Source organism: Psychrobacter sp. AOP7-B1-24 (assembly GCF_052376215.1).
Taxonomy (GTDB): Bacteria; Pseudomonadota; Gammaproteobacteria; order Pseudomonadales; family Moraxellaceae; genus Psychrobacter.
Genome location: NZ_JBQSVL010000049.1, coordinates 1 through 23,246, shown reverse-complemented (window position 1 = coordinate 23,246; position 23,246 = coordinate 1). Strand labels below are relative to the sequence as shown.

Here is a 23,246-nt window from a genome sequence, read left to right as displayed (position 1 = left end):
AAAAAGCACGCTGAGAGGCGTCCTTTTTTATGTGTTATTACATATTTTTATTCATCATATCCGTAATCAGGCTCTAACGTGCCAAAGTCAACTGAAGTTATAGGGTTTACAACTTCAACTTCTTCAATCTCTAGATCTGATAAATCACCATTTAAGTCTCCACATACAGTGACTAATATTTCAGAATTAAATTGCACTTCAGTAGTAATTACAACCCCACCAATTCCAATATACTCACGATCTATTGAGTCATAGTGTGAAAGAGAAAACTCACCTTCTACCTCAACTGAAATACTAGCCTCCATTTCTAGCACAACGTAATCTTCTGCATGGTCTACTATTTTAAAATTATAGTTAATTAACGCAAAGTCACTTAGCCAACCATGAGAGCCATCTGGTTCCCATTGATGATAAGAATCAGCTTCTTGATCTGGTGTAAACCCATCAAAGTACATTTCCAAACTACTATAAATTCTTTCTATAAAATCAACTGCATCTGCCTCATGCTTTTCTAAACTAGAGACTAGTAAAGACAAAAAGGCAAAAGGTGCTGTCTCCCTATTAAACTGACTTAATGCATTTGAAAAGTCCTCAATGTAATCGATATTATCGGATGTTTCACAGTAGTTCCTCCAATCCCCATCCTTAGCAACTGCTAAAACTTGTATATCATTTTTTTTAGCCCATGCCTCTGTTGCCAAAAGCACAATTGCATCAGGAAATTCATTTTTCTTTTTACCTGTCTCTGCGAAAGGAGCTTTGTTATGAAAATATTGTTGTAAGAGTTCAGATACTGATAAATAGTTTCCGCAATTAAGAACTAAAGCTCCTGTATTCGCTATAAATTTATCAATACGGTTTTCAGCAACTCCTTCAATTTCGTTACTATCAATCAAAACTGCCTTTGCATTGTTGAGCTCACTACCGTCGAAAAATAGATGGTCTGCAGCATCGTTTAGTGCTTTTTCTAAAGATGCCCGAGAGCCTTTCACCTTGTTTTCTAAGTGACTTTGAACCTCACCTTTTATGACATCGGGTAAAAGGTAGTGTATTTCACTGTCTTTAAATTGATTTAATTTTCCTAGTAAGCCTTTCTCTAACCTTAAACCATTCTGATCAAAAATAGACGTGTCTACTAGGATTGCGCCATACTCTTTATCTTTATCTTTATCTTTATCTTTATCTTTATCTGAACTCATGTCTAACCTCAAATTTGTTTAATATATTCAATATTAAAACACCTCAAACCCAAGCTTACCCAACGCTTCTCTCAACATAGCGATATTATAATACGCATGTGCATTGACAGTGTTTTGAAAGAAGATATACAGCGTATCAAAGTGCTGACGTTGATTGGCAATCGCTTACGCCCAATACTGCATCTCCGCCTCACTATAACGATAGTCATGGCGGTCTGCTGCGTTCAATTCACTCTACCAATACTCAGCACCGTAAATCTGATCACCTTCTAGTGAGTTCATCGAAGTATCTGTTATTTCACTAGCTTTTTCTATTAGCTTTTCAAATAACTTCTGCTCTTTATCATTCAAAAAATACCTTGTAATAACAGTTTCGTAGTCAGCAGGGTGGTATAGAGTTGCTGAATAGTGGAGACAAATCTTTTCTTTTTCATAAGATAATATAAGCTCGAAGCTAGATTCTGGCTTCACCCCATGTATATACAAGTAGTTTCCTACTTTACATTTTTCAAGGTCTTGAACGTTTTCCCAAGTTGACGCCAAACTATCTTTATATTTTAGAAAATAAGGTACATAGACACTTTCTGTTTCATGAATGTTGACAAAGCAATCAATTAGCCTTGTACGACTTGTAACTTGAAAATCAAAAAAATACTCACGATTCTCATAGTTTGAAGTGGCATTGGATAAATCACCTTCTAACACATAAGCTTTTAGGATTTCAGAGGGTCTTTTGTCGTACCAACCATTAAGTTCTGAATGTGGTGGCAGCCATAAAATGTATGCTTTTCCTTCTTCAGCATAGTCTTCGTTTTCATCAAGTTTTATAGAGTGGGTTTTACCCACTTCTGGTAATAAGCTTTCTAGCGCTATCACTTCTTCCCAGCTTTCATCCCAGCATAATTTTGACCACTGCATCGTTTGCAAAAGCTGAATAGCCTTTGTTTGATTGTGTTCTAGTTCTTTATTAGACTGAAAAAACCCAATCAAATTTGTTAGTTTTATCGACATTACAACACCTCAAACCCAAACTTACTCAACGCTTCACGCAGCATCGCAATATTATAATAAGCATGCGCTTTGGTGGTGTTTTGAAAGAAGATATATAACGTATCAAAATGCTGACGCTGATTGGCAATCGCTTGCGCCCAGTCCTGCATCTCAGCCTCGCTATAGCGATAATCATGACGGTCAGCCGCACTCATCGCATCCCACCAGTTTAGATTATTGCCATGCATGCGCAGATAGCCAGTGCGTTCAGTGAATATCAATCGTGACGGTGGTAGGCCATTCACCTTTGGGTAATCAACGCTGCACCAAATCAGACCTTGCTGCCGAAAGCTATCGACCACTTGCGGCGTGTGCCAAGCGTTATGACGAAACTCAACCGTTAATGGGTAGTCCTGAAACCAGCTGACAAGCTCTGCTAGATATAGGCGATGCTCGCGAGTACGATCAAAGCCGTGTGGGAACTGTAATAGTAAAGGCGCTAAAGCATTTGCTTCGATGAGTGGAGATAAGGCGTTTAGAAATGCCTGTGCGTGATCGCTTGTTCCTTTACGCGCATGAGTAAAGTCTTGATGCAGTTTGACGGCGAATTTTAACTCGCTGTCGGCTTGTACATAAGCCTTATCAACCATCCCAGCAAACGCTTTTTGTCCAATAGGTGCGTAAAAGCTGCTGTTGATCTCGACCGCCCCGTATTGTTTGGCATACTCACGTAAAAAGTCCGTTTTTTTTGTGCCAGTAGGGTACAGCGTACCGAGTAGGTCGGTATCGCTATAGCCACCAGTGCCAAGGTAAATCTTAGGTGTCAAGTTCGATGAAGAGGTCATTGGTCAAAACTCTATGTGATACGTGGGCAGCTGCAGACACACCTTGGTTTCTTTATCATACTGGGTGTTTTCTATCATACTGAGTATAAAGACCATAACGCCATCACCCACAATATAAACAATAGCGTCAATGCCAAAAACTGCGCCGCAGAACCAACATCTTTACCTATCTTGGCCAGTGGATGTTGTTTCGTTGACGTGTGATCGATACTCGCCTCGATGCCTGTATTAAAAAGCTCAACGATGATGGACAAAAACGAAGCTATTAGCAGTATCATTTTCATAGTGATACTCAAAGGGATAAAGGCAAGCGCGATAAGTAAAAATAAATTCAGCCAAAATGCTTGTCGAAATGCGGCTTCGTTTTTGTAGGCCGCCATAAAACCATCGGCCGAGTAGCCTGCTGCTTTCACAATACGCCCGAAGCCTGCTTTGCCTTTTGCATTTTCGGCGAAGTTTTCGGCAGTTTCTATTCCCTTATCTGGCGTATGAGCAGCATGATCATGATGATTGTGCTGCTGTGGGTGCGAGGGAGCGTTAAGGTTTTTATCAGCGTTAGGCGTTTTGTCGCTCATATAGACTCTGCATCATGGTTGTAAAGTAGCAAGTAGTCTAACACGCACAACCTTACTTTTGTCTATTCCATAGCCACTCAATCAATGCTAAAAGTGCATTATTGTTTTTGTGGTTACTAAGTTGAGAGTTGCCAAGTTGAGAGTGACTAGGCTCAGAGTTGCGCAACTCTTGATTGTTTAGCTTATCTCTACTCAATTCACCACTACTTAGTTCGCGAATAATGGCTGCGCGACCATCATTAAACAGTGACTGCGCATAGTCGGTTGCCTGATTCACACCCATAAATTTTACATAGGTAGATTTATCCAGTTTTTCATCGCTGCCAGCAGGTTTACCAAGGGTGTCCGTGCTGGTTGTCACATCTAGAATATCGTCCTGAACTTGAAACGCCAGACCAATATGCTGAGCACATTCTTGTAATGCCATACGTTGAGGAGCCGTCGCACCAGCACAGACACCGCCCATGAGCGTGGCAGCTTCAATCAATGCACCCGTTTTATCACGGTGGATGGCTTCCAAATCGGTTTGTGAGATGCTGTCACTAGCTTCGGCATTGAGATCCAGCATTTGACCTGCGACCATGCGTCTGGCACGTGGTGCAAATATGGCAAGCAGCTGGCTTGCGATAGCTGCATCGAATGGTGCAAAGGTAGGCAACTCTGCGGTCAATACTTCAAAGGCTAGCGTTTGTAGCACATCCCCTGCTAGTAGTGCCGTCGCTTCATCAAAGACAATATGAGCAGTCGGCTGACCACGGCGCAGTTCATCATCATCCATACAGGGCAAATCATCATGTACCAACGAATAAGTATGTAGCAGCTCTACCGCTAGTGCTGCACGGCGCGCCATATCATAATCTGAATCGTTTTCTAAAAGAGAGTCTAACTTGTCACTTTGCGTCAGGTCTTTTTGCTCAATACCTTCACTTTTAAAAACGTTGTCATTATTCGCTGTGACACTAGAGAAGGCACTGGCGACCAATAACGGGCGTACCAATTTACCTTTACCCGTCATCACATAACGGCAGGCATCGATCAGCGGATGTGGCAGCTCAGCATAAACAAATAACACTTCAATATCTTGTGCTAATTGTTCGCGTACAGCGCCATGAAATTGTTCGTTGTTATCAAATGATATAAAGCGCAAAGGGGTAGGGCTTGGCGTAGAAGAAACAGTCATAATCCAACCATTTATCAGGTGAATAATTAAAATATCGTTAGTGTAGCATGATCGATTATCTTGCTTGTGTGGTACGGTTGCTTAATCACGTATTTTTTACGCTTTAATATCAAAAAACGCACGACATAATCTGATAAGTCACCGTTACGTATGGGCGACTTAACTTCATGGGTGAATATGTTTTGATAATAAGGCGTGTTGAAATACAATTTTAGTATACGGATTCAGTGTACATACAGTCACTTAGCGCGCATTATTGGTTAGGTAAAGAGCAATTATAGATTTAAGCGTGACTTGCGAGTATGGTATTAGCTTGTGACAGTCAGGGGCATAATCCCCTACACTAATTGCTGTGGAAATGGTCTGATGATTAAAACGTGAGGTTTGGGCGCTATTATATAGCGGAACTTAAGCGAGCAATTCAGACAAGACCAGATCGCAATCAGCCATTTAATATGAGCATTTTGAATGACATTATATAAATGAAGCGCCGTATTTATTAGGGCGTGTCTTCATTTCAAAAATGGTAATAAAAATGAGATAAATTGCCGTCAAACAAGAAAAATAGCGCAGATAATATCGAGATATTAACCAGCTATCTGACGATGTTTGGCAAGATTTAGCCACTTTTAGCCCATTTAGATGTCTATCGGGTGAATTGAAGACACGCCCTAGTGCTAAAAAAATAATGTGTACATAGCAATGAGTACCTAACGAGAAGCGCGAGAAAATAACGACATATTCACGGGTTAATCTGCCAGGTTGTTTGTCATGAAAATGTTGTTTTCAGTTGTCATGATGGGCGTACAGATCAATCAGTGCTATTACTTACCTTACTAACAATAACCGGCTATTTTTTACAGTTTTAAAAGTAGCTTTATAAATTATAAACTTTATCAGTCATAAATTTTATTACATCGTTTTTATTACAATAGAAAGGAGTTCCACATGGTATACCAAGGAAATCGCATCACGGTGACAATGCTAGAGGATGGCATCGCCAACATGCAGTACAACGCTGAAAATGAGAGCGTAAACAAATTTGATGCCGAAACCAACAAACAGTTCGGTGAAGCGGTCAGTGCGCTAGAAAAAGCGGACGACGTAAAAGGTCTTATCGTCACTTCAGGCAAAGGCGTGTTTATCGCTGGTGCTGACATCACAGAGTTTGTGGCGTCTTTTAAAAATTCAGAAAGCGAGATTAAAGACTGGGTCATCCATGTTAATGACGCTTTCAATCGTTTTGAAGATTTACCGTTTCCAAAAGTAGCTGCTATTAATGGCGCTGCAATGGGCGGCGGTTGTGAGATGACCTTGGTTTGTGAATACCGTGTCATGAGCGAAAAAGCCATCATCGGTCTACCAGAAACCCAATTGGGTATCTTCCCAGGTTTTGGTGGGACGGTTCGTAGTACGCGTATCATTGGTATTGATAACGCGCTTGAGCTTATCGCGACTGGTACACCAAAGAAAGCATTGCCCGCATTAAAACTAGGCCTAGTTGATGCAACTGTGCCTGCTGACGACTTGCAAGATGCCGCGATTGACTTGGTCAAAAAATGTATCTCAGGTGAGCTTGATTGGAAAGCGAAACGTGAAGAAAAATTGGTGCCTGTTAAGCTAAATCAGCTTGAGCAAGCCATGGCATTTAACAGTGCTAAAGGTATGATCTTTGCCAAAGCAAATCCTAAGCAATACCCAGCACCAGCGCTAGCGATTGCAGCCATCGAAAAGCATGTTAATTTGCCACGTGATAAAGCGATTGAAGTAGAAGCGGCTGGCTTTGCAAAAGCGGCTAAAACACCACAAGCAGAGAGCTTGGTGGGTCTATTCTTAAGCGATCAGCTAGTCAAAAAATTAGCGAAGAAACACAGCAAAATAGCACATGAAATCAATGAAGCGGCCGTACTAGGCGCTGGTATCATGGGTGGCGGTATTGCTTATCAGGCAGCCAGCAAAGGCTTGCCAATCATCATGAAAGATATCAAGTCTGAGCAATTAGACCTTGGTATGGGCGAAGCCAGCAAGTTACTTGGCAAAATGGTCGATCGCGGTAAAATGACCCCAGCAAAAATGGGTGAAACGTTAAGCCGTATCCGTCCTACTTTGAACTATGGTGACTTTGCTGAAACTGACATCGTTATCGAAGCGGTCGTAGAAAATCCAAACGTGAAGCGTGCGGTACTAAAAGAAGTAGAAGGCTTGGTTAAAGATGATTGTATCCTAGCATCAAACACTTCGACTATCTCTATTACTTATCTGGCTGAAGCACTTGAGCGTCCAGAAAACTTCGTCGGTATGCACTTCTTTAACCCAGTACACCGTATGCCATTGGTTGAAGTTATCCGCGGTGAGAAATCATCTGAAGAAGCCGTTGCAACCACCGTTGCACTCGCAACTAAAATGGGTAAAGTGCCAGTAGTGGTCAATGACTGCCCAGGTTTCTTAGTAAACCGTGTTCTGTTCCCATACTTTGGTGCATTTGACTTGCTGCTTAAGCAAGGTGCTGACTTTGCTCATGTCGATAAAGTCATGGAAAAATTCGGCTGGCCAATGGGTCCTGCGTATCTCATCGACGTCGTCGGTTTAGACACGGGTGTCCATGGCGCAGAAGTGATGGCAGAGGGTTTCCCTGACCGCATGAAGCCTGATTATAAAGGTGCTATTGAGCTTTTATATGAAAACAAACGCCTAGGTCAGAAAAACGGCGTTGGTTTCTATAAATACGAAATGGACAAACGTGGTAAGCCAAAGAAAGTGGCAGATAAGGCGACTTATGAGCTGCTAAAAGCGACTACAGACAGCGAAAAGCAAGAATTTGATGATCAAGCCATCATCGACCGCACCATGATCGCCTTCTGTAATGAAACCGTTCGTTGCCTAGAAGACAACATCGTAAGCACACCATCTGAAGCAGATATGGCGATGATTATGGGCGTTGGTTTCCCACCATTCCGCGGTGGACCTTGCCGTTATATTGACCAATTGGGTCTAGATAACTACTTGGCATTGTGTGATAAGTACGCGTACCTTGGCAAAGCCTATGAAGCTCCGCAAAAGATTCGCGACATGGCAGCAGCAGGCGAGACTTTTTACGCAACAGCGTAATAGGCAGTCATTACTAGGATAAAGTGCCGTACACAGGCTTGATAAGATTGTTAGAAATTTATGTATTATTAATAATTTGACAGTCAAATATGACGAGTGCTGTGATACGGCCACTGACAATAAAAATTGAAAAGGAATATGGTATGACAATTTTAAGTCCAAAAGACGTGGTCATCGTAGATGGCGTACGCTCAGCGATGGGTAGAACTAAAAACGGTATGTTCCGTCATGTCCGTGCTGATAGCATGTCTGCTGAATTGGTACGTGCATTGGTAGAGCGCAACGACTTTGATCCACGTGATGTAGAAGACATCATCTGGGGTTGTGTAAACCAGACACTAGAACAAGGTCTAAACATCGGTCGTAACATCGGTCTGTTAGCTGGTATCCCAAAAACTGCTGGTGGCCAAACGGTCAACCGTCTGTGTGGCTCTTCTATGCAGGCGCTTCACACCGCAGCTGCGCAAATCATGACCAACCAAGGTGAGGTGTTCATCATCGGTGGTGTTGAGCATATGGGTCATGTCGGCATGATGCATGGTGTTGATCTGAACCCTGAAGCGTCAAAGCACTATGCAAAAGCGTCAAACATGATGGGCTTGACCGCTGAAATGCTTGGTCGTATGAATAACATCACTCGTGAAGAGCAAGATGCTTTTGGTCTTGAGTCACATCGCCGCGCATGGGCTGCGACCACTGAAGGTCGTTTTGACAATGAAATCATCGGTATCGAAGGTCATGATGCTGCGGGTCGTCTGCAATTATGTACTGTCGATGAAGTGATTCGCCCAGATGCAACGATGGAGCAAATGCAAAAGCTACGTCCAGCCTTTGATCCAAAAGGCGGCACAGTAACAGCGGCCACCTCATCTGCATTGTCTGACGGTGCATCAGCGATGCTAGTCATGAGCGCACAAAAAGCCAAAGATCTAGGTCTAAAGCCACGTGCTCGTATCCGTAGCATGGCAGTTGCTGGTTGTGATGCGGCTATCATGGGCTATGGTCCTGTACCTGCGACTAATAAAGCACTTAAGCGTGCTGGCATGAGCATTGACGATATGCAAACCATCGAGCTGAACGAAGCCTTTGCAGCGCAAGGTTTGTCAGTACTTAAAGCTTTGAACTTGACCGACAAGCAAGACATCGTCAACATCAATGGTGGTGCGATTGCATTGGGTCATCCACTAGGATGTTCAGGCGCTCGTATCACGGTTACGTTGCTGAATGCAATGGAGCAATCAGATACTGAGCTTGGTCTAGCTACCATGTGTATCGGTCTTGGCCAAGGCATTGCCACTGTGATTGAGCGTGTTTAATTTTTATCTAATTTCCAAATAGCAGTAAATATTAATAAAGCTGATATTTGTCGATTAAATTTGTACTCATGTCTTGTAAAATGAGCGCCTCTCGCTTAATGTTGGAGGCGCTTTTTTTGTGCCCGTAATAATATCAATAAATATGTCTAGTCCAAGCGTACCATTATCGGTTGAATAAAAAAGTTATCAAAATTAGAGTTTGGTCTATTATTTTACATCTCTTGACTGATTTTGTGGGATATCCAATAATTTATCTTTTAACTAATGTTCATAACAGGTGTTAGTAAAGTTATTGAATATAACCAAATAAAAATTGAGATAATATAGCTAAACACTATAAAAACCCAGTTATGAATCTTCGATTTTGAAACTATATGTAAAATTAGCTTAGTAATAATAAACGCAAAAGTACTAATGATAATACTTAAAATAAATAAAGCGAATGTATCTAAATCAACGCCATTGTTGGCTACCATCCTATAAATATCATCAAAATGGTAACAATATATAGTTAGACATAATAAAAAAATTAATATTGAGTAATTTTTCATTGTTTTCATTTCCGAGGTACCAGTCTTATACCATCTATAGTCAATCCACTATAAAATAAATACAGCGATATGGTTACATTTTGCGCAACCTCCGTCTGTGTAGGCACAGCAAGCAAGAAAAATGTAACCCGTATCGCGTGGTTGCGCCTCTTTTATTTAGGGCTGACTATATACAAGACCTCTTGTAAAAGTTATAAACTAAGCTGAGAATTAACTATTCTAGAGAATAGTTTTATCAAGAATCTAGTCGGAGTAAGCTTCTTTGTAAAGCTTGAAATAGTGAATGGAGCGTTAAGTGTTTATTTATGATAATCTGATTAAGTGCACTATAGACTTGAATAGTGATAACACAGACTAGCTATTTTTCTTAGGTAAACTAATGATAATAATACGAGGTCGATTATGTCAGACAATCAGAACACTCAAGAATCCAAAGCAATTTCAACAAAAGTTGCAGTAGTCACCGGCTCAGCAGTTGGTTTAGGAAATGCAATTGCGACACGGTTAGCGAATGACGGTTTCAAAGTTGTGCTACATGATATCAATGAAGAGAACCTTAAAAAGGCAGAGAAGACGTTGGCTGATGCTGGTTTTGACGTTAGCGCTGTAGTAGGTAATGTGCTAAAACGTGATGACCAGTTTAATGTGGCGAAGCATGCGGTAGATAAATTCGGCCGCTTAGACGTCTTTGTCAATAACGCAGGCGTAGAATCTGTGTCTCCTTTTTTAGAGATTGAAGAATCAGAGATTGATAGGGTGCTTGATATTAATATAAAAGGGGTCATTTTTGGCACACAAGCTGCTGCTGAACAAATGAAGACTCAAGAAGGTATTGGCAAAGTTATTAATGCTTGTAGTATTGCCGGTCATGAAGGTTATGAGATGTTGAGCCTTTACTGTGCCAGTAAGTTTGCTGTACGTGCATTTACTTATGCGACTGCTAAAGAGTTGGCGAAGTATGATATTCGTGTCAATGCTTATTGTCCAGGGGTGGCTGATACGCCGATGTGGGAGCGAATTGATCAAGCGTTCGTCGAACATAAAGGGTATGAGCCTAAGCAAGCGTGGAAAGAATTTACGAACGGGATTTTGGCTGGTCGTCCACAACAGCCCAATGATGTCGCAAACTTAGTATCATTTTTAGCATCGGAAGACTCAGATTATATCACTGGGCAAACCATTTTAACGGATGGTGGTATGGTATTTAGATAAAATTACCAAGTGATACATGGTTGAACGTCAAACCTAAATTTAAACAATCTAATCGAAGAGTAAGGGCCTTACATTTATTGTGAGGCCTTTTTTATATTATTGATAACGAAAAGATATCTTCATTGACGCACTGAACAAAGTATGACTAAATAAGAGTTGGTTCAACAGTGATAATATTCATGATAAAACTAAAACGGATTTGAATTATAAACGTCAGTTGTACAAGGAGTGTGCTATGTCTACTATGATTACCGATCGTACCTATCGAATCGCCCGCGAAAACACGCAAGCCATGATTATTGATGTGCAAGAGCGTCTTACCCCGCATATTTATGACCACGAAAATATTGTTAAAAAAATAGTGACGCTTATCAAAGGTCTGCAAGCGCTTAATGTGCCTATCATGCTTAATGAGCAATATAAAAAAGGGCTAGGTGATACCTTGCCAGAAATACGTGAGGTATTAGAAGGTACTAATACCAAAAGCTTTGAAAAAGTAACGTTTAGCGCTTGTGATAACGATGATTCATGGCATTATCTAGCGCAACAGAATCGCAGCATTGTTTTATTATTTGGAGTAGAGGCGCATGTCTGTGTGTTACAGACCGCGCTGGATTTACTCGATAACGGTATGCAGCCTGTTATCATCGGAGATGCGGTTGGCTCGCGCTTTCCTTATGATAAAAAGCAAGCCATTCGCCGTATTCGTCGGGCAGGTGGTGTGATTACCACGGTTGAAACCGTTTTGTTTGAGCTGTGTCGTAGCAGTAAAGACCCAGCCTTTAAAACCATCAGTAACTTGATTAAGTAATTTGTGATGCTAGGTATTATTGAGCCATTATTGATCAATCAGAATCATACAAAATTTGTTAATAAAATTCTGTAAATAGTCGTGAACGAGATAGCGCTTGATAGTATCAGCGCTATTTTTATATCTAGAGTGTATCCTTATTTAAAACCAGTGATAAAAATAGAGTCAACGCAAGGTACCGTTTAATACTATGTATAATAGATATCCTTGCGTTCAAAAGACCTTAATCTAAGGCGCAATCAATCCATAGAAAAACTAGAGAACAGTATGTCAGTAGTCACTCCAGCGCCATCTACTAAGCCTTTATCGTTGACTGATTCAAATTACGCAAAAAACATTAAGATAGATGATGTAACCCATTTTTTATTAGAGTTAGATGCGCTAAAACGGGTCAATCGTCGTAGCTACGTGACGGGTACGACTCGTAAAGAGAACTCTGCTGAACATTCTTGGCATTTGGCCATGGCGTGCTGGTCAATCGCTGAGCAGTTTGAGTTGGATGTCAATCATGAGAAATTATTAAAACTCACATTGGTACATGATTTGGGTGAGATTGATGCGGGTGATACTTTTCTTTATGCCAGTACTCGTAGCACGGCACACGTGGAAGAGCGCGAAGGTATTGCTCGATTACAAGCGGAGCGTGGCAATGGTATTGCAGATTTATGCGAGGTTTGGGAAGAGCAAGAGACGGGCGATAGCAAAGAGACGCAGCTGCTAAAAGTGGTTGATCGCCTGTTGCCTTTTTTACTCAATCTAAATACTGAAGGAAAAACATGGATTGAGCTGGGTGTCACTCGCTCGCAAGTGAGTAATGCGCATAATTTTATCAAAGAGAGCTTTCCTAGTATTCATGATTGGCTGTCAAAAAATATTGAATATGCGACTCAGCAAGGGTGGTTAGTTGATTTGTAATTTTCAAGTAGTTCGAAATTAATAGTTTGGTTGCTTAAAGATTTTACAACTTACTTATTCTTTGTACGTGTTAGTGTACTAGGATATATATTCAATGAAAAAGAGATGGTTAAATGAGAATGTCTGTAACTTATAAAACACTATGCAAATCACTGATCTTAGTCAGTGCATTGGGTTTAGCGCAAATATCTCAAGCGACGACCTCCATCAGTAGTGGTGATAAATTGGCGAACGATGCCAAAAAGCAAATCGGTGTGACCACCAGTTATGATCCTGCTTATCGTAAATTAGAGTTTCCGCGTGGTGATGTACCGATAGAAACTGGCGTCTGTACCGATGTTGTCATTAGAGCTTATCGCCTGCAAAACATCGATCTACAGCAATTGGTCAATCATGATATGAAGTCCAACTGGTCAAGCTATCCAAAAAGCTGGGGACTAAAATCCACGGACAAAAACATCGACCATCGCCGTGTACCCAATCTTGAAGTGTTTTTTGAGCGTCATGGACAGAGCTTATCGATTACGGATAAAGACAGTTTCCAAGCAGGAGATATCGTGTCATGGCGTCTGCCGAATGGCAACTTACCACACATAGGTATTGTCTCAGACAAAATAGCTGATGATGGTACACCCCTTGTCATTCATAATATCGGGCGCGGTACGCAAGAAGAAAATATCTTATTCGCTTATCCGATTCATAAGCACTTTCGATACTAAGGTGCTTTCGATACTAAGGTGCTTTCGATATCTTTCAATACTGAAGCGCTTGCATTATGAGTCGTTACTCTTAATATCAGTATCAGAAAAAGCCAGCCAAAAGCCCAGTTAAACGTCATGATTTGCGTCTAACTGGGCTTTAGTTTTTGTGCGAAAGGACGGCCTTACTTGGTGTTGGTATTGCCCAATAACTGTCCCATTTGCACCACACTATTGGCTTTCATACTTTCTTGCCAGTCAGCTTTTGCGGCTTTTGGCAATACGACAATCGCCGTTGAACCTAAGTAAAAACGGCCCAGCTCATCACCTTTTTCAAAGCTCATGTCATGATCGGCTTCTTGAATGTCATCCGTACGGGCAATCTTACCTGTCGCTACCGTTTCGATACCTGCGACAATCATCGCTCCGACCATCACCACGGCTGCTTTGCCATATTTAGTATCAAACATGCAAACCAAGCGCTCATTACGCGCAAACAAGTCCGGAATATTCGCTGCAGTGGTCGTATTGACTGAAAATAGCGTCCCAGGGACGTAGCGTGTCTTGGTCAAAGTGCCATCGAACGGCATATGGACGCGGTGATAATTACTAGGTGCTAGATAAACGGTCGCAAAGCTACCATCAGCAAAATAATGGCCATCTTCGCTATCAGCGAGTAGCTGCCCGACATCATAATAGCGACCTTTGGCTTGGAGCAATTTATGGTCTTCAATCTGACCCAATTGAGAGATGATACCATCAGCAGGGCTGACAATGCCGTCAGCAGTCGTATCGATAGGGCGAGCATCGTCTTTTAGTTCACGAGTAAAAAAATCATTGAAACTCTCATAGGCATTAAAGCTCTGGCGCTCATACTCATCCAAACTGACATGGTAAGCTTTAGCAAAGCTACGGATAAATGCACGTTTGACATAGGGGTGGCGGCTTGCGGCTAGGCGCCCAGCGACTTTACTTAGCTGCTGCTGCGGGACAAGCTGTTGCAAGGTGGTGAATAAATTCATAATGAGGTTACCAAAGTAAAATAAAGTTCAATGTAATAATTAACGGGTAAGTGAATGGCTGCATTTTATCATGGACAGCATGTTATTGTATGAGCATAATCTGTAAGGAGTCCGTAAATGAAAGCGCTTATACAACGAGTGAAGGGTGCCAGTGTTACTATCGATGGATACTGTGTGGGTTCTATTGAACAAGGCGTGTTGGCTTATATTGGTTTGGGTCACGATGACACGCTACAAAGTGCACAGAGAATGGTCGATAAAATCCTGACGTATCGTATTTTTGAAAATGATGATGACCCTGCTAAATATGGTAAATTGGATAAAAATGTCCAACAAATCACTGGTGGATTATTACTGGTCTCACAATTTACTCTAATGGCAAAGACAGACAAGGGGCGCCGTCCTGACTTTGGCAATGCCATGGCTCCTGATGCCGCACGAGCATTGTTTGCACAACTGGTCGCTTATGCTGAGACACAGTATTCAAAAGTCGCTACTGGTCAGTTTGGCGCTGATATGCAAGTATCGAGCATCAATGATGGGCCGTTAAATTTCTTATTAGAAGTAAATTAAACGCTTGAATTCGATGTTAAGGGTAAGACATTTAAAACAAATGTCATTAAGCTGTCATAATTAATCCGTCTAATAGATAAAATCTGGCGAGCGACTAACGCCTTTGTTATAAGTTGAATTTTGTTATCTAACGCTGAGAATACCGTATGTATAATGAGCAAATTTTAATTGTTGAAGATGAGCCTGCGATTCGTGAAATGATTGTCATGACGTTAGAAATGGCTGGGTTTGATAGCTTACAGGCAGTTGACGTGTCAGAAGCGCATCAACAAGTGGTTGATCATAGACCTGCGCTTATTTTGCTAGATTGGATGCTCCCTGGCGACAAAAGTGGCGTTGATTTTTGCCGTATGCTAAAAAATGATGAGATATTGTCTGAAATCCCCGTTATTATGTTAACGGCCAAAAGCGAAGAAGATAGCAAAGTTCATGGCCTCGATGCGGGTGCTGATGACTATATGACCAAGCCATTTTCTACACGTGAGCTGATATCTAGAATAAAAGCGGTATTACGTCGCAGTAGTGCGCTGAGTAGTGATAAACCTATCGAAGTTGGAAAGCTAAGTTTAAACACCAAAAGCCAGCGCGTGACAGCTGCTGGCAAAGTCATCGAGGTTGGACCCACTGAGTATCGATTGCTGGCATTTTTTATGAGTCACCCAGAGCGTGCCTATACGCGGACACAGCTGCTAGATCAAGTATGGGGCGGCAATGTCTATATTGAAGACAGAACCGTTGATGTACACATTAAGCGTTTGCGCACATTATTGCGCCCGCATCAGTGTGATACGTTAATACAAACGGTGCGTGGCACAGGCTATCGATTTTCTAGCTTTATTGCACCAACTTAACCTATTACGAAAAGTGTGATAGTAATCGCGAGCTAACATCGTGAATAGTGGTAAGGATGACAAATGAGCAAGAGTATGCCAATAAATAATAATCAACAGGGTGCGGTAGATCCAGCTGCCCAGCAACAGGCTACAGAACAACTCAAAAAAATCAGCAGCGCCGTACAAGCCTTAGGTGATGCCGTTATATTGCTCAATGACAGTGATGGTTTAGAGTGGTGGAATCAGGCGGCAGAAGATTTACTGTTGCTACAACCAACGGATAAAAGTCAGAGTGTTTTTGACTTTATTCGTGCGCCTGAGTTTCGTCAATACTATCAGTCAGTACCGATACCGAACGATGGTGTTCATATAGAATCATGGCGAGATGCTAAGCGTTACCTAAAGTGCGAAATTACGTCGTTCGGTGATGAAAAGCTGCTCATTATTTACGACGTAACACGATTGCATAACTTAGAAGAAATGCGCCGCGATTTTGTTGGGAATGTCTCACATGAATTGCGTACACCGTTGACGGTGATGATGGGCTATCTAGAAAACTTCTCGCATCAGCCTGATATGCCGCCGCAGTGGCGACGTGGCTTTGAGCTGATGACCCAGCAGACGGCACGTATGAATAGAATTGTGAATGATCTACTGCTGCTATCTCGTATCGAAATAGAAGAAACGCATGAGTTCAATTATATTGATATGACCAAGCTACTGACACATGTGTATGATGATGCGCAAGCTTATAACCAAGCGTATGGTCATACCATTCATTTACAAATAGACACTTATGACGGGCTGCAAGGTTCAGAGATGTACTTAAATAGCGCCCTATCTAATTTAGTAATTAATGCTATCAAATATACGCCGAAAGGTGGTGATATATCCATCAGTTGGACGAAGACGTCAGAAGGCTGTAAGTTCGCTGTTGAGGATAATGGTATTGGTATTGCTCCTGAACATATCGCACGTTTAACAGAACGTTTTTATCGCATTGATAAAGGTCGTAGCCGTGCTACTGGTGGAACAGGGTTGGGCTTAGCAATTGTAAAACATGTGTTATACCAACATGAGGCCAACTTGCAAATTGATTCAGTAGAAGGGGTTGGCTCGACATTTAGCATGGTATTTCCAGCCACTTACGTTCGATCCGCACCCTAAACAGCCCTTACTCTTTTTGCAACAGTGGGTATGGGTTAACGGCACTACCGTTAATATAGATACCATAATGGAGATGGGGCGGTGTGCCTTTGGCATTGCCGCTATCGCCTACATAACCAATCGTATCGCCAACATTGACCCAGTCATCGGGGTCGATATCAGCATAGTCTTCTAAATGCGCATAGTAATGCCCTGCGCCGCCAGGCCCAACGACCACCACCACGAGACCGCCTAAATTATTCTCACCGACCTTACGGACGATGCCTTGCGTTGCCGACTGTATCGGAGTGCCGCGCGCTGCAAAAATATCAATGCCCTCATGCGAGCGACCTTGACTACGTGCTGCACCCCAAGTATCGGTTAGGTTTTGTCCTGGCAGTGGGCTCGGTAGGCTGTTTTCTGTAGGTAGCTCTTGTTGTAATAAGCTAAGTTGTTGCCATTTAGCGACCACGAACGACTGTGCCTGTTGACTAATACTGGGCAGCAGCTTATCAAAGACAAATAGTAGCGCGATTAACACAGCTGCCTTGATCAGTACGCTTAATACGCGACTGAAACAAGAAGGCGTTGGTGGCTGGTCTCGTTTATCTGCTAGCATTGATCTCTCTTAAATGTCTTGTGATATTTAACTTTTATTATAGAAGTCTTGTCACTTAAGGTCTGTATCGCATTGTTATTTATCATATTGTTATCTGTGGCTATTTATTAGGGCGTGTTGAACATTCACAAATAGTCTCTGTTAGTGCCATGGTCGAATGTTCAACACGCCCTAGTAATAAAGATATATAAACATCATATTTACGTGTTGATAAATGGTTGTTACCGCCCAATCATGTCAGCTATGTTAAGATAAAAGTGCGATCATAAAACAGCGTGGCGTTCTGAGGTTATACCTTGCGATAATGAAAACTGTATACATAAAAACAAGTTAAAATCCATGTGTTACCACTAAAGTGTGTTGAACACTCACCAATTATTTTTATAACTATAATCATTGATGTAACTATTAAGGAAGTTCTATGCAAATGAAAATTAACAACGATACTTATGAAGTCATTACTAGCCAAGATATTAGCAATATAGAAAAAGCAGTAGATAAATCAACGTTAACGATGCCGTTAGTAGCCGTATATTGCGGATCGCGTTTGGGTAATAGTGATGTCTATGAAAAAGCGGCACGTGAGCTGGGTTTGGCATTGGCAAGTAATGGCATGGGCTTGGTTTATGGTGGCGCTAGTATTGGGCTAATGGGTGCCGTTGCGGATGAAGTGATCAAAGGTGGCGCACAAGCTGTTGGCGTGATTCCAACTTTTATGCTGAAGCATGAAATTGCTCATGAGCAGCTGACCCGTCTTCATTTAACAGACACCATGCACACCCGTAAGACAGTCATGGCAGAATATGCCGATGCCTTTATTACCTTGCCGGGCGGCTTAGGTACATTAGAAGAAATTATGGAAATCGCCACGTGGCGACAGCTTTACCAACACGAAAAGCCAATGATTATTTTGAATATCAATGGTTTCTATGATCGTATGATTGAGCATTTGAAATACACCACTGAGCAAGGTTTTATGAAGCAACAAGATCTTAAGCGTTTGGTGGTTTGTAATACCATTGGTGAAGCCATCGATCTACTCAAGACAGTGGTCACCATAGATTCTGCCGTTGATACAGAAAAGATGGTTGGCAATTAACAGATAAGGTCTCTACTATTCACAGCCGTACTCTGATTTGCAATGAAAATAATGCGTTTTATAAGGTATTGAGCTCTATAAGATATTGATCTTATTTTTTATAAAGAAAGAGAGCATAGCTAATGGTTAGCTATGCTCTCTTTCTTTATGCAATTTTTGGGACAGGTTTTGATTCAGGTTATCATTACAGGCAGGCGATAATAGACCTTACAAATCATAAAAACCATTTATCATCGAGAAGCGATTAACGTTCAGTCAGACCTTAAGCTGATTCTGGAATACTATGATTGACACCAGCCATCGGTGATGGAAATCCACGTTGTTCAGCCAGTACATGGGCGACTTTATCAATCGCTGAGCTATCGTTTTGTGTCAAGTAAGGCCAATTATGAGTATAACGGTTTTGATTTTCTTTTGTGTCACGCTCAATCAAACCGAGCTCGACCAACTCATCGACAATTTGATCTGACGCAATTAAGGTTGATGACGCTTTGACATTTTCAGCACGGGCATAACGTATATTGGTGTACAGGCTTACATCGGCAACACGTAGCGTGTCGTCTTGCCCAGGTATCTGCTGCCCACCATATAGCGCATTACCGACCGTGCGAGCACTGTGAAATGTCGGTACGAATTCGGCGACATAGTCGATGGCTTGTTGACTACGCGCTTGTAGTGGTGCTTTGTCCCAGCCGTCTTCGATATAGTGTACGTATTGGTGTGGCAATTCAGGTTGCGCGCTGTCTTTGCTAGAGGCGACCAATCCGTCATCGAACAGCGTAATAAATTTACTCATGCCGTGTATTTGGAAGTAGCCACCTGGATAGGGTGTGAGCTGGGCCATACCCTCTGGTGTGCCGCGACTACCATAGACGATAATCTCTGGGATTTGTCCGCCAGTATTATCCCAATGCGTAATATAAGAAGATTTGAATTCAACCATGCGAGTTACTTTAACGCCGACCATATCATCGATTATACCAGTGCGAAAGCCACAAGCATTGATTAAGTAGTCAACTTCGATAGATGTGGTAGCAGAGTCACACTTCATGTTTGGTTTGTCATGAGGTGCTTGCTGATAGTCGATACGCCATTTGGTGACATGGTGGTCAGCATTTGAGCAGTTTTCACAGTCGACAGGCATGACTTGCTGTACTTGAGTATCAGTAAAGACATGGGCATGTTCATAACTTGCTAACGCCAATTGCGCAGAGGCAGCTAGGCGAAAGATATTCCAGCCATATTCTTGTACAACAATCAGCGGATATTTAACTTTATTAAGGTCTAGGTACTTAGCAACTGGTATCATCCACTCATCAACGGTAGTTGGTACAGCGACTTGTTCACGTTCAGAAAGCTCAATCAGCTGCTCATGGCTGTAGAGCTGGTAGTAGTTTTCTGGCTCCCCCAATACTTTATTGCTGACGTCTTGAGTGATAAGCTCACGGTATGTATCTGTTAATATGTCGAGGCGTGGCAGTAAATCTTCAGGCAAACCTTCATCGCGAGTTGGCACTGCAAATACCGTTGGACGTACATCAATGGTATGAGGATACAACCGCAAAATATCGATACATTGTTTGAGCAGTGCGACACAGTCTTCATCAGGAATCTCACGATACAGGTTGCCACCTGCATGTAAATGACACATTGGTGGACCATCGATTAGCGACTTGTTTTTTTCAAAGACATAAGTCTCTAGCCCTAGTGCTGCAAGGCGAATGGCTATCGTTGCTCCTGCTGTACCACCACCGAGAATACCGACGCGTTTGGCAGAATGTACTTTATTGTTAGTCATAGATTGAGTCATTGTTATTATCGTATCCTTAATATCATTTATAGCAGATCGCGCTCGATATATTTATTGAATCTTTTGTACTTAAATAACTTATAACTGTTGATATGCGTGCAAATTTTTTAAGTTCAATATACATACTAAGTAGTAATGATTATATTTATTATTGTGTAGTGACTCTTAAGCGGCATAGGGTTATTTTACGAAAAACTACATCTAATATGATGGCAAATAAGTAAATACATACATGAGTTTTGTCAATAATTGGTCATTTTTAGTACATTTAGACGAATATTCATTAAATTGAGCACATATGCTGATTTTTAGTTAAAAAAAAGCAGCCATTATCGTGGCTGCTTTTTTATTTTTCTGAGTATTTAAGGAGGACGTGTTTTCAATTCAGTTGATAGTCATATCAATAGGCTAAGTCTTGTCAAACATCGTTAAGTGTCTGGTCAATACTCTACTATTATCTGCGCTACTTTTATTGTTGGACGGAATTTTATCTCATTTTTATCAATATTGTTAACATAAAGACACGTCTACCTAAGCTAAAACAAAGGAGAAGTGGTTTGCAATAATATGCTTGTTAAAGGCTCCGCTTAATCAGTCTCCATAACTTTCTCTATAGTAGGTTCTTTTCTATACAAAGGGAAAAAATCTGAGTTCAAATCGTGTTTAGTAAACCGTTTATTGGCGACTAATGCAGCATATTTTTCTGGATTGACGATAAGTCTATAGGTTTTAAATAATAGTTCTCGCGAGCTAAATCCTTTTTTATATTCATATAACGAATCTAGCTTAGAGCCTAAACCTCCACCAAAATGTAGTAGCTGATATTGATTTTCTCTACCCCAACCACGCGCAACATGAGTAATCAGTTTGGATGGCTGCAAATTTGTATACTCATTAAGGGTACCGCCAAGATGGAATTGCATGATGCCAGACTCTTTACAGAGGGTATATATAGATGACCCAATTGCTTTGCCATTTTGATAGGCTGTTATCAAGAGTATTCTGTCGTGAAGATTCTTAAATAAATTGAAGAAATAGGCATCATCAAAAAAGTAATATTGGCATGCTTTGACATGCGCCATGGTTTCTTTATAAATTTTTGAAAACACCATGGCATTTTCTTTAGTTAATGGCTCAATTTTGGTCACAACATCCATTTTTAGAGCTTTTTTGATACCTCTACGATGGCGATTTTGGGTTTCGCTCCAGTGTTGTTCTTCAGACTTATTTAGATCAGATATTAATGTCAGCCCATGAGTTAAGGCTTGTCCAACGGTGGGTAGCCAATCTTTATTGATGATTGGGTGTAAGCGCATAAATAGAGAGACACAGCCTTTTTTAAAGAGACAGGCCCTTATTTCTGTTAGAATGATATCTAATTGGGCATCGGTTAGAGACTGGTCCATCACAGGACCACCGTAACCATAAGTAGATGTGGCATCCCAACATTCTGAATCTATTTCTCGTATGATAATAGGTAGAAATACTTTCTTGTTTTTATAGTGAGCGATGATACCCTGAGGATTCCCTTTATCGATGACAGATGACGCCGTAATCCAACCAGATAAATGGTAGATGTCAAAATTATAGTCTGATATTTGTTTATCCCATTCTTTATCTATAGCTACAAACTCAACTTTTATTGTATCCGCATCAGTGACCAACGCAACTTCTGCTGTATCCATTTCTCTGATTCCTCAGTACTGAGTACTATATTCGTAAATTCGAATATATAAATATAACAATAAACTCTGAGGTTAACAAGAGTATTTACTTATTTTACTGAATATATGTTAGATAGTAATAAAAGGGTAACTTTTATAATAAGGAAAAGTAGCTCGTTCGATGGCTGCTTTATTTTATTTTAGAGCGTGTCTTGAGGGTATGTTAAACATTTGCCTAGTATTATGACATAAACTATTTTCTTTGGCTAAGGATGTTTCAAATTTAACAAGCCATATAAAAAAATCATACCGACCATGACAACCGCTGCTGATAGGTATAAACCTGGGTTATAACTTCCATAAGATTCGACAATATAACCGGTACAGACTGGCGCAATGATTTGAGCCGCGCCATAAGACAATGTCATTGTACCCATAAACTTGGCAGGATCACTGGGAAAAAACTTACCTGCCATCGTTAATACCAAACTCACACAAGCGATGAAAGTACCACCAAATAATAAAGCACTGATTATGGCAGCAGGTAAGTTGTCGTTGAGGGCAGGGAGTATGATACCTGTCACTTGTAAAAGATAAGCGGCAATTAGCGTTCTTAGACAACCAAACCTTCGAGCAATACGATCCCAGATAAGTGCAGCGGGCGTAGCGGCTAAACCAATCAAAAGAAAAACAAAACCGCCTTGTCCTTGCAAACCCTTTGTACTCTCTACAATGTCAACAATAAAAGTAGAGCTTACTGCGTAGCCATAACCAGCACAAAAATAGGCGAGCATCATGAGTGATTTGAATGTCTTACTTGGTGGATTGTCCTTAACCGTTTCTTGATTTTTACTTTCTGTAGAAGGGTGTGGCATCCATAACCAGGCAGGTACAGCAAAGACAATCGCTAAAACAGATAAGGCCAACCACTGCTGCTGCCAATCTGCTGATAGGACTTGCATTGCCTCAAACAATAAAGAGGTAATGACAATGCTCAAACCCGCACCTGCAAAATGAATACCCAACTCAGCACGGTGGTTATTTTTTACGAGCGACTTTAATACCAATCCTGAAGCAATG

At 41.3% G+C, this 23,246-nt stretch carries 20 protein-coding genes; 10 read left to right on the top strand and 10 right to left on the bottom strand.

Annotation, left to right across the window (positions count from 1 at the left end; genetic code table 11):
• Window positions 1-47: 47 nt before the first annotated feature.
• The 5 genes from ACT3QP_RS10275 to ACT3QP_RS10255 form a co-directional block, all read right to left on the bottom strand.
• Window positions 48-1,199, bottom strand: coding sequence for a PIN domain-containing protein (locus ACT3QP_RS10275; protein WP_444525412.1), 1,152 nt, complete (start codon window positions 1,197-1,199; stop codon window positions 48-50).
• A gap of 234 nt (window positions 1,200-1,433) precedes the next feature.
• On the bottom strand, window positions 1,434-2,210 hold the full coding sequence (locus ACT3QP_RS10270) for a hypothetical protein (RefSeq protein ID WP_444525411.1): 777 nt from the start codon (window positions 2,208-2,210) through the stop codon (window positions 1,434-1,436).
• Window positions 2,210-3,034 carry a DUF72 domain-containing protein gene (locus ACT3QP_RS10265; RefSeq protein ID WP_444525410.1) on the bottom strand — a complete coding sequence of 275 codons (825 nt, stop codon included), beginning with the start codon at window positions 3,032-3,034 and terminating at the stop codon, window positions 2,210-2,212. The genes ACT3QP_RS10270 and ACT3QP_RS10265 overlap by 1 nt, the downstream gene beginning before the upstream one ends.
• Before the next feature lie 74 nt (window positions 3,035-3,108).
• Window positions 3,109-3,609 (bottom strand): diacylglycerol kinase, encoded by a 501-nt coding sequence (locus tag ACT3QP_RS10260; RefSeq protein WP_444525409.1) that lies wholly within the window; start codon window positions 3,607-3,609, stop codon window positions 3,109-3,111.
• A 52-nt stretch (window positions 3,610-3,661) separates the two neighbouring features.
• Window positions 3,662-4,789 carry a polyprenyl synthetase family protein gene (locus tag ACT3QP_RS10255; protein ID WP_444525408.1) on the bottom strand — a complete coding sequence of 376 codons (1,128 nt, stop codon included), beginning with the start codon at window positions 4,787-4,789 and terminating at the stop codon, window positions 3,662-3,664.
• 948 nt (window positions 4,790-5,737) lie between these two features.
• Between ACT3QP_RS10255 and fadB the strand changes: the two genes are divergently transcribed.
• The 6 genes from fadB (at window position 5,738) to ACT3QP_RS10225 (ending at window position 13,421) form a co-directional block, all read left to right on the top strand.
• A complete protein-coding gene (gene fadB / locus ACT3QP_RS10250) occupies window positions 5,738-7,897 on the top strand; it encodes a fatty acid oxidation complex subunit alpha FadB (RefSeq protein ID WP_444525407.1) in 2,160 nt (719 codons plus the stop codon).
• Between the two features lie 143 nt (window positions 7,898-8,040).
• On the top strand, window positions 8,041-9,213 hold the full coding sequence (gene fadA / locus ACT3QP_RS10245) for an acetyl-CoA C-acyltransferase FadA (RefSeq protein WP_444525406.1): 1,173 nt from the start codon (window positions 8,041-8,043) through the stop codon (window positions 9,211-9,213).
• A 953-nt stretch (window positions 9,214-10,166) separates the two neighbouring features.
• Complete coding sequence (locus ACT3QP_RS10240; protein ID WP_444525405.1) at window positions 10,167-10,976, top strand: acetoin reductase; 810 nt, start codon at window positions 10,167-10,169, stop codon at window positions 10,974-10,976.
• 235 nt (window positions 10,977-11,211) lie between these two features.
• A complete protein-coding gene (locus tag ACT3QP_RS10235; RefSeq protein ID WP_444525404.1) occupies window positions 11,212-11,787 on the top strand; it encodes an isochorismatase family protein in 576 nt (191 codons plus the stop codon).
• Between the two features lie 267 nt (window positions 11,788-12,054).
• Window positions 12,055-12,702, top strand: coding sequence for an HD domain-containing protein (locus tag ACT3QP_RS10230; protein ID WP_444525403.1), 648 nt, complete (start codon window positions 12,055-12,057; stop codon window positions 12,700-12,702).
• A 119-nt stretch (window positions 12,703-12,821) separates the two neighbouring features.
• Window positions 12,822-13,421: a DUF1287 domain-containing protein gene (locus ACT3QP_RS10225; protein ID WP_444525413.1), complete on the top strand. Its 600-nt coding sequence runs from the start codon at window positions 12,822-12,824 to the stop codon at window positions 13,419-13,421.
• A gap of 164 nt (window positions 13,422-13,585) precedes the next feature.
• On the opposite strand, the gene asd is transcribed toward ACT3QP_RS10225, so the two are convergent.
• Complete coding sequence (gene asd / locus ACT3QP_RS10220) at window positions 13,586-14,422, bottom strand: archaetidylserine decarboxylase (protein WP_444525402.1); 837 nt, start codon at window positions 14,420-14,422, stop codon at window positions 13,586-13,588.
• 117 nt (window positions 14,423-14,539) lie between these two features.
• On the opposite strand from asd, the gene dtd reads away from it, so the two are divergent.
• The 3 genes from dtd to phoR all read left to right on the top strand — a co-directional run bounded on the left by dtd (window position 14,540) and on the right by phoR (window position 16,995).
• Entirely contained in the window at window positions 14,540-14,995 is a 456-nt protein-coding gene (gene dtd / locus ACT3QP_RS10215) for a D-aminoacyl-tRNA deacylase (RefSeq protein ID WP_444525401.1), read from the top strand.
• Between the two features lie 146 nt (window positions 14,996-15,141).
• On the top strand, window positions 15,142-15,846 hold the full coding sequence (gene phoB, locus ACT3QP_RS10210; protein ID WP_444525400.1) for a phosphate regulon transcriptional regulator PhoB: 705 nt from the start codon (window positions 15,142-15,144) through the stop codon (window positions 15,844-15,846).
• Between the two features lie 63 nt (window positions 15,847-15,909).
• Complete coding sequence (gene phoR, locus ACT3QP_RS10205; RefSeq protein WP_444525399.1) at window positions 15,910-16,995, top strand: phosphate regulon sensor histidine kinase PhoR; 1,086 nt, start codon at window positions 15,910-15,912, stop codon at window positions 16,993-16,995.
• Between the two features lie 7 nt (window positions 16,996-17,002).
• Here phoR and ACT3QP_RS10200 read toward each other — a convergent pair whose 3' ends face one another.
• The gene (locus tag ACT3QP_RS10200; protein ID WP_444525398.1) at window positions 17,003-17,593 is read right to left on the bottom strand and encodes a M23 family metallopeptidase; all 591 of its coding nucleotides are present in this window, start codon (window positions 17,591-17,593) and stop codon (window positions 17,003-17,005) included.
• Between the two features lie 421 nt (window positions 17,594-18,014).
• On the opposite strand from ACT3QP_RS10200, the gene ACT3QP_RS10195 reads away from it, so the two are divergent.
• Window positions 18,015-18,692, top strand: a complete 678-nt coding sequence (locus tag ACT3QP_RS10195) for a TIGR00730 family Rossman fold protein (protein WP_444525397.1) — start codon at window positions 18,015-18,017, stop codon at window positions 18,690-18,692.
• A 262-nt stretch (window positions 18,693-18,954) separates the two neighbouring features.
• On the opposite strand, the gene ACT3QP_RS10190 is transcribed toward ACT3QP_RS10195, so the two are convergent.
• From ACT3QP_RS10190 to ACT3QP_RS10180, 3 genes are all read right to left on the bottom strand, one after another.
• Window positions 18,955-20,502 carry an FAD-dependent oxidoreductase gene (locus ACT3QP_RS10190; protein WP_444525396.1) on the bottom strand — a complete coding sequence of 516 codons (1,548 nt, stop codon included), beginning with the start codon at window positions 20,500-20,502 and terminating at the stop codon, window positions 18,955-18,957.
• A gap of 587 nt (window positions 20,503-21,089) precedes the next feature.
• A complete protein-coding gene (locus tag ACT3QP_RS10185; RefSeq protein WP_444525395.1) occupies window positions 21,090-22,187 on the bottom strand; it encodes a hypothetical protein in 1,098 nt (365 codons plus the stop codon).
• 245 nt (window positions 22,188-22,432) lie between these two features.
• Window positions 22,433-23,246, bottom strand: an 814-nt coding sequence (locus ACT3QP_RS10180; protein ID WP_444525394.1) for a YbfB/YjiJ family MFS transporter, incomplete at its 5' end; no start/stop codon positions are given.